Genomic DNA, 13,081 nt, shown 5'->3' with positions numbered 1-13,081 from the left:
CCTAACGCCAGCCGTTGCGCTTGGCCTGCATCGCCGCGCGCCCCTCCGCCCCCCTTCGCTTCCAGTCGCGCCGGATCTCGGCCCGCAGCCGGGCGTCGGTCTTGGCGACGATCCGCTGGTTCTCCCGCATCAGCTTCCGGTAGCTGTCGAGCCGCCGCACGGCCAGCTCCCCGGAGTCGATGGCGGCGAGGACGGCGCATCCCAGCTCCGCCTCGTGCGCGCAGTCGTGGAAGCGGCAGCGCGCGGCGAGCTCCTCGATCTCCGCGAAGACCTGCCCGACGCCGGTCCCCGCGTCGAACAGCCCGACCCCCCGCAGACCGGGGGTGTCGATCAGGACGCCCCCGCCGGGCAGCGCCAGCAGATTGCGCGTGGTCGTGGTGTGCCGCCCCTTGCCGTCGATGTCCCGGGTGGCCCGGACGTCCATGACCTCCGCCCCGAGCAGCGCGTTGGCGAGGGTGGACTTGCCCGCGCCGGACTGCCCGAGCAGTACGGACGTACCGCCTCCGACGACGGCGGCGAGGACCTCGAGCCCTTCGTCGAGATGGGCGCTGACGGTCAGCACCGGTACACCCGGCGCCGTCGTCTCGACGTCCTGCACGAGATGCGCGAGCGTCACCGGGTCCGGCACGAGGTCCGCCTTGGTGAGCACGACCACGGGCTGGGCGCCCGATTCCCAGGCGAGCGCCAGGAACCGCTCGATCCGGCCGAGGTCGAGTTCGACGGCCAGCGACACGGCGATGACGGCGTGGTCGACGTTGGCCGCGAGGATCTGCCCCTCGGACCGCTGGGAGGAGGTGGAGCGCACGAAGGCGGTACGGCGCGGCAGATACGTCCGTACGTAGCGCGGGTTGCCGCCGGGTTCGACGGCGACCCAGTCACCGGTGCACACCACGCGCATCGGGTCGTTGGGGGTGACGAAGGCGGTGTCGGCGCGGAGCATCCCGTCGGCGGTGACGACGTCGCACTGCCCGCGGTCGACGCGCACGACGCGCCCGGCGAGCAGGCCTTCGGCGTCGTAGGGGGCGAACTCGTCCGCCCAGGCGTCGTCCCAGCCGTAGGGGAGGAGCGAGGTGAAAGCGGAGCTGGAAGTCAAGGGTGACCCTTCACAAGGGCGGCCCCGGCGCGCGTCGCTGGACGCGAGGGAGAGTGGGTTTCAGCCGGTGGCCACGGAGGTGGACTTGATGGATTCCTGGATGCGGGCAGCGCCCATCGCAAAGACAGCCATCGGTCGACACCTCCTCGTCCACTCTCGTCGGTTCACACGCGATCGGTGTGATGCGCCGTCACTGTAGCCCGGCCCCGCGGCCGGGCGTCAACGTATTTTTCCGCTCAGGTCGTGCCGCACTCCCGGCCGTTCAGCGCGAAGTCGTGCGCCGGGGAGTTCTTGCCCTGCCAGGAGGCGGTGAAGCCGAAGGTGAGCGTGCCGTCGGCCGGGACCGCCTTGTTGTAGGCGGTGGCGGTGGCGGTGACCCGGGAGGCGTTCTGGGTGAAGTCCGCGTCCCACATGTGGCCGACGCGCTGGCCCTCGCGGAAGGACCAGGCCACCCGCCAGGTGTCCAGGGGCTGCTCGGTGGTGACGGTGACGGTGGCCTGGAAGCCGTCGGGCCACTGGTTGACCAGGTGGTAGCGGACCCGGCAGGTCTCCGGGGCGCTGGGGGCGGCTGCGGAGGTGGTGGTGGCGGTGCCCTGGGGTCCGGGGTCGGGGTCCTCGCGCTCCGGGGTGCGCTCGGGGGTGCGCTCGCCGGGACCGGCGGAAGGCCGTGCGGACGGGCTCGCGGCGGTGTCCTCGGCCGAGGGCTCGAAGGACGGGCCGGACTGGCCGGCCACCGGCTGACGGCCAAAGTCGCCGGCCGCCGTGTCGCCGCCGGAGCCGGAGCCCGAGCCGGAGCCGCCGAACGGCATCAGCGACACGGCGAGCGCCAGCAGCGACACCAGGACGGCCGCGGCGAGCAGACCGCCGCGTACCGTCTTCGCCTTCCGCGCCGCGGGGTCGGCGTCCACGCCGTCGGCGACCGCCGGGCCGGGGCGTCCGGCGCCGAGCCGGACCTCGGCGGCGCGCCGGCGGCGCTCCAGGTAGGCGAGGCCGCCCCAGCCGATGACCCCGCCGGCGAGGGCGGCGGGCAGACCGACGCCGTGCAGCCGCAGACAGGCGGCGGCCTCGGCGCAGTCCACGCAGCGGGCGAGGTGCTGGGAGAGGTCGGCCGGCACCTCGGTGACGGGTGAGCGGGTCACCGCGTCGAGCAGCCGGACATAGCCGCGGCACTCGGGGGCCTGCGGCGCGTCGAGGAGGTTGCGGTGGCAGCGGTCCCGGAACAGGCCCCGCACCTGGACGAGTTCCTCGGAGACGGTGGCCGGGTCGAGGCCGAGCCGGCGGGCCACGACGGACAGCGGCAGCGCCTCCACCTCGGCCAGCCACAGCAGTTCGGCGTCGGGCTGCTGCATGTCCCGCAGTCCGCGCAGCGCGAGCGGGCGCCCCTGCGGCGGTCCGGCGTACCGGGCGGCCTTGCCGGAGTTGAGCCACAGCCGCAGATCGGGGTCGAGACGGCTGCCCCGGCCGCTGACCTCCCAGTCGGCGGCGGCGGTGCGTACGGCGGTCAGCAGCAGGGGTATCCGGGGCAGCCGCGGGGAGCGGCGGCCGGCGTACCGGGTGCCGTGCGACGCGGCGGCACGGACCTCGCGCATGCCGGCCGAGAACGCCTCCCTGGCCAGGTCGGTGGCCGCGGTGGAGCCGGCCGTGCACAGGTCGGCGTACGAGAGCACGGCGTCCCAGCACTCGGAGAACAGCGCGGCCTCGGCGGCGTCCTGAGGGCTCGGCAGGTCGGGCATGGGTCTCCTGCATCCACAAGCGAAGTCAACTCACCATAGGGGCAATGGAGTTGGGGGAAACCTCGCGGCAGAGGACGAGCCTTTCACGTCGTCGACACACCTGACAAGCGCGCTCTTCACCTCTCACGGGCCACTGCCGTCACGCCGTGGCCGACTGCTCCTCGGGCAGGCTGTCCATGAAGGAGCTGACCGAGAACACCGCGCGGCCGGGTCCGGGCGGGCCGTAGCCGGGGGGCGAGGAGAGCCCGAAGTCCTCCATCGTCCGACGATAGGCCTGGAGCAGCCGGATGTGGTACTCCAGGGGCGCGCCCTGCGGGTTGGCCTTGCCGAGCGGGGTGGTGGGCTCCGGGCACCAGGTGGTGAAGCGGGGCGTGATGCCGTGCGACATGAAGAAGCGCAGGCCCTCGGTGGTGGACTCGATCGCCTCGTCGACCGTGGTGAAGCCGAAGGGCTCCGCCATCTCCACGCCTGCCACGAAGTTGGGGATCACATTGCGGGCGCCGAAGATTTCCGCCGAGTCCAGGATCCGCCTGTGCCACTCGTCACGGCCGACGTAGCGCTCCTTGCCGGGGCAGTACAGCTCGAACAGGCGGCGGTCCCACACCTCGTAGTTGGGGTGGTAGATCTGCACGCCGTAGTCCTTGAAGCGCTGCACGTCGTCACGGGGCAGCGCCTGGGCGACGACCTTGCCGATCCACCGGCCCGGGAAGCGCTCCTCGATGGCCTTGGCGTAGTGGCCGTAGAAGTCGGCCTCGTCGCGCCCGGCGACGGTCCTGGTGATCGCGCCGCCGGTGAGGGTGTAGGCGGTGGACACCTTGGCGGTGTCGTACCGGTCGATGATCTCCAGGGCTTCGAGGACCTCCTCGACGTCCTTGACCCCGGTGTACGGCCGCCCCGCCGCCTTGTGCTGGCGCCAGTTGTGGTTGATGTCGCAGTACTGGCACTCCTCCTTGGCGCCGAAGTACTGGCAGACGCGGAAGACGGTGAGGTAGATCAGGTAGCCCCACTGGATGGTCGGGGCGACCTCCATGACCGACTTCCCGCTGGCGAGGGTGTGCCGGTAGTACTCGGGCATCGGCGGGACCCCGACGTCCGAGATCCGCCTGCCGTCCAGGTAGAGGCCGAGCACGCCGTCCTCGTCGGCGGCCACCCGGTAGGGCGAGGCCGGGTTCACCCGCACGGAGACCACGGTCCGGCGCAGGTCGTAGGGACCGCCGGTGAGGATGATCTCCTCCGGCGGCCGCCGCAGCGCGGCCTCGCCGAGCTCCGGCAGGGTGCCGTGGTCGAAGGAGAAGATGAAGTACGACTTCGGCTTGACCTCGCCGGACTCGTTGTCGCTCAGCGCGGACGGGTCGAAGGCGACACCGCCGCGGAGCAGGTCCTCCTTGAAGACGGCCTCCCGCGGTACGTGCGGAAAGCGCTCCATCAGATCCTCGACCAGCGCGGTACGGCTGCCCATCCCGTGTCTCCTCCCGGCTCAGGCGTTCGACTCCTCACGGTATGCCCCTGCCTGCGCGTGATCCGTGCCGGGTCCCCTCGTGCCGCGGATCCGTCCGGTATGCACCACTGTGCCCCAGGGCCCGGACGGGCGGATGAGAGGCTCGGCGCACACGCACTCTCCGGGAGGGACGACGGATGACGGAGACGGTCACCAACTGGGCCGGCAATATCACCTACGCCGCCAAGGAACTGCACCGCCCGCACTCGCTCGACGCGCTCAGGGCCCTGGTGGCCGGGAGCGCCCGGGTGCGGGTGCTGGGCAGCGGGCACTCCTTCAACGAGATCGCCGAGCCGGGGGCCGGGGGGGTGCTGCTGTCGCTCGCCGGGCTGCCCGCCCCGATCGACGTGGACACCGCCGCCCGGACCGTGCGGGTCGGCGGCGGGGTGCGGTACGCGGAGCTGGCCCGGGTGGTGCACGGACACGGACTGGCGCTGCCGAACATGGCGTCCCTGCCGCACATCTCGGTGGCCGGGTCCGTCGCCACCGGCACCCACGGCTCGGGGGTGGCCAACGGCTCGCTGGCCGCGCCCGTGCGCGAGGTGGAGCTGGTGACGGCGGACGGGTCGACGGTCCGGATCGGGCGGGAGGACGCCCGGTTCGGCGGGGCGGTGACCTCGCTCGGCGCGCTCGGCGTGGTCACCGCGCTCACCCTGGACCTGGAGCCCGCTTATGAGGTGGAGCAGCATGTCTTCACCGAACTCCCGCTGGAGCGGCTGGAGTTCGAGACGGTGGCCCGGGCGGCGTACAGCGTCAGCCTGTTCACCGACTGGCGGGCGCCGGGCTTTCGGCAGGTGTGGCTGAAGCGGCGCACCGACCAGCCGCTGCCCGCCTTCCCCTGGGCCACGCCCGCGACGGAGAAGATGCACCCGGTGCCGGGCATGCCCGCGGTCAACTGCACCGAGCAGTTCGGCCTCCCGGGTCCCTGGCACGAGCGACTGCCGCACTTCCGGGCGGAGTTCACCCCGAGCAGCGGCGACGAGCTGCAGTCCGAGTACCTGCTGCCCCGGCCGTACGCCATGGACGCGCTGCGCGCGCTGGACGCGATCCGTACGACCGTGGCGCCGGTGCTGCAGATCTGCGAGGTGCGGACGGTGGCCGCCGACGAGCAGTGGCTGAGTCCGTCGTACGGCCGGGAGACGGTGGCCCTGCACTTCACCTGGATCGCGGACCCGGCGGCGGTGCTGCCGGTGGTGCGGCGGCTGGAGGAGGCGCTGGACGGGCTCGACGCGCGGCCGCACTGGGGGAAGGTGTTCACCACGCCGGCCGGCACCCTGCGCGAGCGGTACCCGCGGCTCGGTGACTTCCGGGAGCTGGCCCGGTCGCTGGACCCGGGCGGCACCTTCACCAACGCCTTCCTGAGCGACTTCCTCCAGCCCCTTTCCTAACCCCTTGTCGAACCTCCCCCGGGGCCCATAGCCTGGCGCCGCGCCGGTGCCGCTGCCGACCGGCCAGAGCGAGAGGGACAGGGGCCGGCCCGGTGAAGCGCACCTCACGAGACATCCGCACCGCGAACCGCTACGAGGTGTTGCGGCAGATCATCGCCGCGTCGCCCACCTCCCGGCAGGAGCTGGCGGCCGCCACCGGGCTGAGCCTCGCCACGGTCGCCACGCTCGTCGGGGAACTGCTCGACCTGCGGATGATCACCGAGGTCGGCTTCGAGGACTCGGCGGGCGGCCGGCCCCGGGGACTGGTCGCGGTCAACCCGTCGGGCGGCGCGCTGATCGGCGTCGACATCGCGGAGACGTACGTCCATGTCGAGCTGTTCGACCTCGCGCTGAACGTCCTGGCCCGCGCCGAGGAGGACGTCCGCCCCGGCGAGAGCCTGCCCGAGCAGGTGGTCGGGCATGTCGCCGCCGCCGTCGGCTCGGTGGTCGCGCAGGCCGGGGTCGAGGGGGCGCGGGTGCTCGGCGTGGGGGTCAGCGTGCCGGGCCAGGTCGACCGGGCCACCGGCGTCTCGGAGTACGCGCCGAACTGGGACTGGCACGAGGTGCCACTGCTGGACCTGCTCACCGAGCACATCGCCTACCCGCTGCACCTGGACAATCCGCTGCGCGCCTCCGCGGTGGCCGAGCTGTGGTTCGGGGCCGCGCGCGGGCGCGGGGACGCCGTGGTGGTCAACCTCGGGACCGGCGTGGGCGCCGGGCTCGTCCTCGGCGGCGCGCTGCACCGGGGGGTCAGCAACAGCGCCGGCGAGTGGGGCCACACCACCATCGTCCTGGACGGACGGCTGTGCCGCTGCGGCAAACACGGCTGCGTGGAGGCGTACGTCGGCGCCTCCGGAATCATGCTGACCCTGCGGGAGCTGAGCCCCGGGAGCACCCTGCTGCACCCGGAGGACCAGACGGCCACCATCGCCGCGCTGGCCCGGGGCGTACGGGCGCAGGACCCGGTGGCGCTCAAGGTGCTCCGCGACACCGTGCGCTACCTGGGCACCGGCATCGCCGACCTGGTCAACCTGTTCAACCCCGAAGTGGTCGTGCTCAGCAGCTGGGTGGCGACCGCCCTCGGCGAACCGCTGGTCGCCGAGGTGCGCGAGGCCGTCGCCCGGCACGCGCTGCCGCGGCCGATGGCCGCCACCGAGATCGTCCTGTCGCCCATCCCCACCGACCCGGTGTGCCTGGGCGCGGCCACGTTCGCGCTGGAAGGGGCCCTCCAGTCCGCCGGACGCAGGCAGCCCAAGAGGACCCGTACCGCCTCACCGTCCTGACGACGGACGGGAGTTGTACGGCATCCCGAACGCCGCACAACTCTTCGCACCGACTTCGTCCAACCCCTTGCCGAAGGATTGGCCGAAGGTTAACGTCCCGCTCCGCAAGCGCAGCCGTCTAGAGACAAGGACGTCAGATGTCGGCAACGAGGAACAGCAACTGGGACCGCCGCACCGTTCTGCGCGCCGCCATGGGCCTGGCCGCCGGCGGCGGCCTCGCGGCGTGCGGCGGCAACAACGGCCGTGGTGGCGGCTCCGGTTCGGGCGCGCGCCTGGTGCAGTACTTCCACGCGTACGGCGAGGCCGGCACCGAACAGGCCATCAAGCGCTACGCCAAGGCGTACCGGGAAGCCGACGTCACCACGCAGTGGATCACCGGCGACAACTTCGAGAGCAAGCTGTTCTCCGCGCTGCTCACCGACAAGGCCCCGGACCTGTTCGAGTTCCATCCGCAGATCCAGCTCGTCAGGAGCGGCCAGGTGGCCGACCTGACCGACATCGTCGGCCCGGTCAAGGACGACTTCAACCAGGCCGACATCGCCTCGCACACGGTCGACGGGAAGATATACGGCGTCCGGATGATCGACGACCCGCAGTTCTTCTACTACCGCAAGTCGCTGCTGGAGAAGGCGGGCGTGGGGGTGCCGCAGACGCTGGAGGAGCTGATCGAGGCCGCCGCGAAGCTGACCACGGACAAGGTCAAGGGCCTCTTCCTCGGCAATGAACTCGACGCGATCATGCGGCCGTTGATCTGGGCGGCCGGCGCCGACACCCTCGACGAGAACAACGAGATCGCCTACCACACCGACGGGGTCAAGGACGGCCTCGTCCAGTTGCGGGGGCTGTTCAAGAGCGGCGATCTCCTGCTCGGCGCCCCGACCGACTTCTGGGACCCCTCCCCGCTCAACCAGGGCCTGACCGCCATCCAGTGGTGCGGGATGTGGGCCATGCCGCAGATGCAGCAGGCGCTCGGCGACGACCTCGGCATCTTCCCCTTCCCGAAGGTCGGCGACGCGGGCAAGCCGTCGGTCTACAACGGCGGCTGGTCGATGTTCGTCAACGCCAAGGGCAAGAACGTCGAGGCGGCCAAGGAGTACGTGAAGTGGCTGTGGATCGACCAGAAGGAGTACCAGGAGGACTGGTCGCTCTCCTACGGCTTCCACATCCCGCCGCGCACCTCGCTCGCCGAGTCCGCCGACAAGCTCAAGTCGGGCCTGCCCGCCGAGGGCGTCAAGCTCTTCAACGAGTACGGCCACTTCGACAACATCGGCTTCACCCAGGCCATGCTCGACGCCGTCGAGGACGTCCTCGCCGACTGCGTACGGCAGGACGGGGACCCCGAGGGGGCTCTGGACAAGGCGGACGGCAAGGTCGACCGCGAGCTGAAGAAGCTCTTCGGATAGCCGCCGGTCAGGTATCCGCGACATGGCGACCATCACGCGACGGCTGCGGGGCAACCCCACCGCCGCCTTCTGGCTCTTCACCGGCCCGTTCCTGATCGGCCTCGGGCTCTTCGTCTACGTCCCGATCGGCTGGAGCCTGTGGCTCTCCTTCTTCGACGCCCGCTTCACCGTCACCCCGAGCGAGTTCATCGGGTTCGACAACTACCGCTACATGCTGTCGAACGACGACTTCACCGGCTCGCTCGTCACCTTCACCGTGTTCGCCGCGTTCATCGTGCCCACCACGTGGGCGTTCTCGCTCGGCCTCGCGCTGATGGTGAACCGGCTGCGGTTCATGCGGGCGTTCTTCCGGTCGGTGTTCTTCCTGCCGACGGCGGTCAGTTACGTCGCCGCCTCGCTGATCTGGAAGATGTCGATCTTCAGCGGGGTCCGGTTCGGCCTCATGAACACCGTGCTCGGCTGGTTCGGCATCGACGACATCGCCTGGCTGGCCAGCCCCGACCCGCCCTGGTACTGGCTGGTCATCCTCACCGTACGGCTCTGGCTGCAGGCCGGCTTCTTCATGATCCTGTTCCTGGCGGCCCTGCAGAACATCCCGCAGGAGCTGTACGAGGCCGCCGCCATCGACGGCGCCAAGCGGGGCCCGCAGACCTTCCGGTACATCACGCTGCCCCAGCTCAGGGCCACCTCGACGGCGGTGATCCTGCTGCTGTTGGTGCAGGCGTACCAGGCGTTCGACGAGTTCTTCAACCTGCTCACCAACTCCACCTGGGGCCGCCCGCCCCTGGTCGAGCTGTACTACATCGCCCTGGGCGAGAACCAGGACTACGGCGCCGGCAGCGCGGGCGCGATGATCCTGACCCTGCTGATCTGCGTCGTCACCCTGCTCCAGGGCAGGTTCCTGGGCTTCGGCAGAAGGGAGGGATCCACGTGAGCAAGGCCAGGCGTGGCGGGGTCCTCGGCTCGGCGGGCCTCTACGCCGCCACCGGCGTCGCCGCCTTCCTCTTCCTCGTCCCCTTCTATCTGATCGTCCGCAACGCCCTGATGACCGACCCGGAGATCACCGGCGAGGACTGGAAGTTCTTCCCCACCGACATCCAGTGGGGCAACATCACCGAGCCCTTCGACGACCCGACCGTCGACTTCGCCCGCGCCCTCGGGAACTCGGCGATCGTCGGCGTCCTGCACACGGTCGGCACCCTGCTGGTGTGCTCGCTCGCCGGCTACGCCCTGGCCCGCATCCCCTACCGGCACGCCGACAAGGTCTTCTACGCCGTGCTGGTGACCTTGATGGTGCCGACCGCGGTGACCTTCGTGCCCAGCTTCGTGCTGGTCTCCTCGCTGGGCTGGGTGGACACCTACCGGGGCCTGATCGTCCCCGGTCTGTTCAGTGGTTTCACCTGCTTCCTGTTCCGGCAGTACTTCCTGGGATTCCCGAAGGAACTGGAGGAGGCGGCGCGCGTGGACGGGCTCGGTTACTGGGGCGCGTACTGGCGTGTCGTGGTGCCGAACTCGCTGAACTTCTTCGCGGCCATGGCCACCATCACCTTCATCAGCGGCTGGAACTCCTTCCTGTGGCCGCTGGTCATCGGCCAGGACCCCAGCGCCTGGACGGTGCAGGTGGCGCTCTCCTCGTACATGACCAACCAGACCGTCAACTTCCATCTGATCTTCATGGCCACCGCCCTTTCCATCCTGCCCCTGGTGTTCGTGTTCCTGTTCCTGCAGCGCTGGCTGGTGCAGGGGATCGCGCAGACCGGCATCAAGGGCTGACCGAGGAGACCGATGACTTTCCGCACCACCGACGTCAGCTATGTCGAGGACGTCTCCCCCGGCCGCGGTGCCCTGCCGCCGCGGGCCTGGTACGCCGCTTCGGACGCGAGATCACTGTCCCTGAACGGCAGTTGGCGCTTCAGGCTGTCGGCCACCGCGGACGCCGAGGATGACTCGTTCGCCGCGCGGGGCTACGACGCCGGGGACTGGGCCGAGGTGTCGGTCCCCGGCCACTGGGTCCTCCAGGGACACGGCGCGCCCCACTACACCAACCACCTCTACCCCTTCCCGGTGGACCCGCCGCACGTCCCGACCGAGAACCCGACCGGCGATCACCTGCGCGTCTTCGACCTGCCCGGCGACTGGCCCGCGGACGGTGACACCACCCTCCGCTTCGACGGCGTCGAGTCCTGCGCCCGGGTCTGGCTGAACGGCACCGAGCTGGGCGAGTTCAAGGGCTCCCGGCTGCCGCACGAGTTCGCGGTCGGGCGGCTGCTGCGGCCGGGCGGCAATGTGCTGGCCGTCCGGGTCCACCAGTGGTCGGCGGGCTCGTACCTGGAGGACCAGGACCAGTGGTGGCTGCCCGGCATCTTCCGTGATGTCACCCTGCTGTACCGCCCGCCGGGCGCCGTGGGCGACTTCGCCGTACACGCCTCCTACGACCATCTCACCGGCGAGGGCACGCTCCGGGTGGACTCCGAGGTCGCCGGGCGGGTGACGGTGCCCGAGCTGGGCGTCGACGCGGCGACCGGCGAGGCGGTGACGGCCGTGGTGGAGCCGTGGACCGCGGAGACACCACGGCTGTACGACGGCGTCCTGGCGACCGGGGGCGAGCGCGTCCCGTTGCGGATCGGCTTCCGCACGGTCGTCCTCCAGGACGGCCTGATCAAGGTCAACGGCCGGGCGGTGCTGTTCAAGGGCGTCAACCGGCACGAGTGGCACCCGGAGAAGGGCCGCGCCCTGGACCCGGGGACCATGCGCGAGGACGTGCTGCTGATGAAGCGGCACAACATCAACGCGGTCCGCACCTCCCACTATCCGCCGCACCCCGCCTTCCTCGACCTCTGCGACGAGCTGGGCCTGTGGGTCGTCGACGAGTGCGATCTGGAGACCCACGGCTTCACCGAGCAGGACTGGCGGGACAACCCCGTCGACGACGACCGGTGGACCCCGGCCCTGCTGGACCGCGTGGCCCGGACGGTCGAGCGGGACAAGAACCACCCGTCGGTCGTGATCTGGTCGCTGGGCAACGAGGCCGGCACCGGACGGGGCCTGACCGCGATGGCCGAGTGGATCCGCGCCCGCGACCCCGGGCGCCTGGTGCACTACGAGGGCGACCGGGACTGCCGGGACACCGATGTGTACTCGCGGATGTACGCCTTCCACGACGAGGTCGAGCGGATCGGGCAGGGGCTCGACGGCGGCACCCGCAAGCGGCGTGAACTGCCCTTCATTCTCTGCGAGTACGGACACGCCATGGGCAACGGACCGGGCGGACTCGCCGAGTACCAGGCGCTGTTCGAGCGGTACGAACGGCTCCAGGGCGGTTTCGTCTGGGAGTGGATCGACCACGGCATCAGGCATCCCGGGTTCGGTTACGCCTACGGCGGCGACTTCGGGGAGGAGCTGCACGACGGCAACTTCGTCTGCGACGGGCTGCTCTTCCCGGACCGGACGCCGTCGCCGGGGCTCGTGGAGTACAAGAAGGTCATCGAGCCGGTCCGGTTCGAGGGCGACGGCGCCGACGGCACCGTACGCGTCGTCAACCGGTACGACTTCGCGGACCTGTCGTCGCTCACGCTGGAGTGGTCGTACCAGGTGGACGGCGAGACGGTTCAGGCCGGTGTGCTGGCGATGCCGCAGCCGGCGCCGGGCGCGTCGGCGGACGTGAAGCTGCCCGAGCCGCCCGCCGGCACCCGGGACGGCGAGGCGCGGTGGACGCTGCGGGCGGTGCTGGCCGAGGACACCGCGTGGGCCCCGCAGGGGCACGAGGTGGCGTGGACCCAACTCCCGGTCACCGGGCGGGTGAGGCCGACGGTGACCGCGAGCAGCCGTCCCGTCCTCGCCGAGGGGCTGATCCGCCTCGGTCCGGCGGTCTTCGACGCCCGCACCGGATCGCTGCTGAGGGTCGGCGCCGTGGAGATGAGCGCGCCCCGCCTCGACGTGTGGCGGGCGACCACGGACAACGACGACGGCGCGGAGTGGCAGACGGGCCTGCGCCACGGACCGCTGTGGCGCACGCTCGGCCTGCACCGGATGCAGCACCGGCGGGACGCGGTGGAGTGGGATTCCGGGGCGCTGACGGTCCGCACCCGGGTGGCCCCCGCCGCCCGGGAGATCGGCCTGCGCACCGTCTACCGCTGGAGCGCGGACGGGGACCGGCTGCGGCTGGCCGTGTCGGTGACCCCGGAGGGCGACTGGACGGTGCCGCTGCCCCGGCTCGGCATCCGCTTCGGGCTCGCCGAGGCGGACCCGGTGAGCTGGTTCGGGGGCGGGCCGGGCGAGGCGTACCCCGACTCCAGGTCGGCGTCGCGGCTCGGCCGCTGGCGGTCCACGGTGGACGCCCTGCAGACGCCGTACGTCCGCCCGCAGGAGAACGGCGCCCGCTCCGACGTCCGCTGGGTGGAACTGGGAGGTCTGCGCATCGAGGGCGACCCCGAGTTCTGGTTCACCGCCCGCCGCTGGACGAGCGAGCAGCTGGACGCGGCCCGCCACCTCACCGACCTGACGCCGGGGAAGGGGGTGTGGGTCAACCTGGACCACGCCCTGCACGGCATCGGCTCCCAGTCCTGCGGGCCGGGCCCGCTGCCGCGGTACGTCCTGCGGGCCCGGCCGGCACAGTTCGGCTTCGTGTTCTCGGAGGCCGGCTGA

General features: G+C 71.4%; 9 protein-coding genes. 6 read left to right on the top strand and 3 right to left on the bottom strand.

Annotated features, from left to right (window positions below):
* Position 1 precedes the first annotated feature (1 nt).
* The 3 genes from rsgA to ACWD11_RS27715 all read right to left on the bottom strand — a co-directional run bounded on the left by rsgA (position 2) and on the right by ACWD11_RS27715 (position 4,285).
* Positions 2-1,093, bottom strand: a complete 1,092-nt coding sequence (gene rsgA / locus ACWD11_RS27725; protein WP_451286231.1) for a ribosome small subunit-dependent GTPase A — start codon at positions 1,091-1,093, stop codon at positions 2-4.
* A gap of 236 nt (positions 1,094-1,329) precedes the next feature.
* Positions 1,330-2,826: a cellulose binding domain-containing protein gene (locus ACWD11_RS27720; RefSeq protein WP_451286229.1), complete on the bottom strand. Its 1,497-nt coding sequence runs from the start codon at positions 2,824-2,826 to the stop codon at positions 1,330-1,332.
* A 139-nt stretch (positions 2,827-2,965) separates the two neighbouring features.
* Entirely contained in the window at positions 2,966-4,285 is a 1,320-nt protein-coding gene (locus ACWD11_RS27715) for a radical SAM protein (protein WP_389420486.1), read from the bottom strand.
* 176 nt (positions 4,286-4,461) lie between these two features.
* Between ACWD11_RS27715 and ACWD11_RS27710 the strand changes: the two genes are divergently transcribed.
* The 6 genes from ACWD11_RS27710 to ACWD11_RS27685 all read left to right on the top strand — a co-directional run bounded on the left by ACWD11_RS27710 (position 4,462) and on the right by ACWD11_RS27685 (position 13,081).
* On the top strand, positions 4,462-5,712 hold the full coding sequence (locus tag ACWD11_RS27710; protein WP_451286227.1) for an FAD-binding protein: 1,251 nt from the start codon (positions 4,462-4,464) through the stop codon (positions 5,710-5,712).
* 92 nt (positions 5,713-5,804) lie between these two features.
* Positions 5,805-7,034: an ROK family transcriptional regulator gene (locus tag ACWD11_RS27705; RefSeq protein ID WP_451286225.1), complete on the top strand. Its 1,230-nt coding sequence runs from the start codon at positions 5,805-5,807 to the stop codon at positions 7,032-7,034.
* 137 nt (positions 7,035-7,171) lie between these two features.
* On the top strand, positions 7,172-8,437 hold the full coding sequence (locus ACWD11_RS27700) for an ABC transporter substrate-binding protein (protein WP_389420483.1): 1,266 nt from the start codon (positions 7,172-7,174) through the stop codon (positions 8,435-8,437).
* A gap of 22 nt (positions 8,438-8,459) precedes the next feature.
* Positions 8,460-9,371: a carbohydrate ABC transporter permease gene (locus ACWD11_RS27695; RefSeq protein ID WP_389420482.1), complete on the top strand. Its 912-nt coding sequence runs from the start codon at positions 8,460-8,462 to the stop codon at positions 9,369-9,371.
* A complete protein-coding gene (locus tag ACWD11_RS27690; RefSeq protein ID WP_389420481.1) occupies positions 9,368-10,210 on the top strand; it encodes a carbohydrate ABC transporter permease in 843 nt (280 codons plus the stop codon). Before ACWD11_RS27695 ends, ACWD11_RS27690 begins: the two co-directional genes overlap by 4 nt.
* Before the next feature lie 12 nt (positions 10,211-10,222).
* Complete coding sequence (locus ACWD11_RS27685) at positions 10,223-13,081, top strand: glycoside hydrolase family 2 TIM barrel-domain containing protein (protein WP_451286222.1); 2,859 nt, start codon at positions 10,223-10,225, stop codon at positions 13,079-13,081.

The sequence above is a fragment of the Streptomyces sp. NPDC002776 genome (assembly GCF_053592195.1).
The sequence above is the reverse complement of the archived record's forward strand: the minus strand, read 5'-3'. Positions and strand labels throughout refer to the sequence as shown.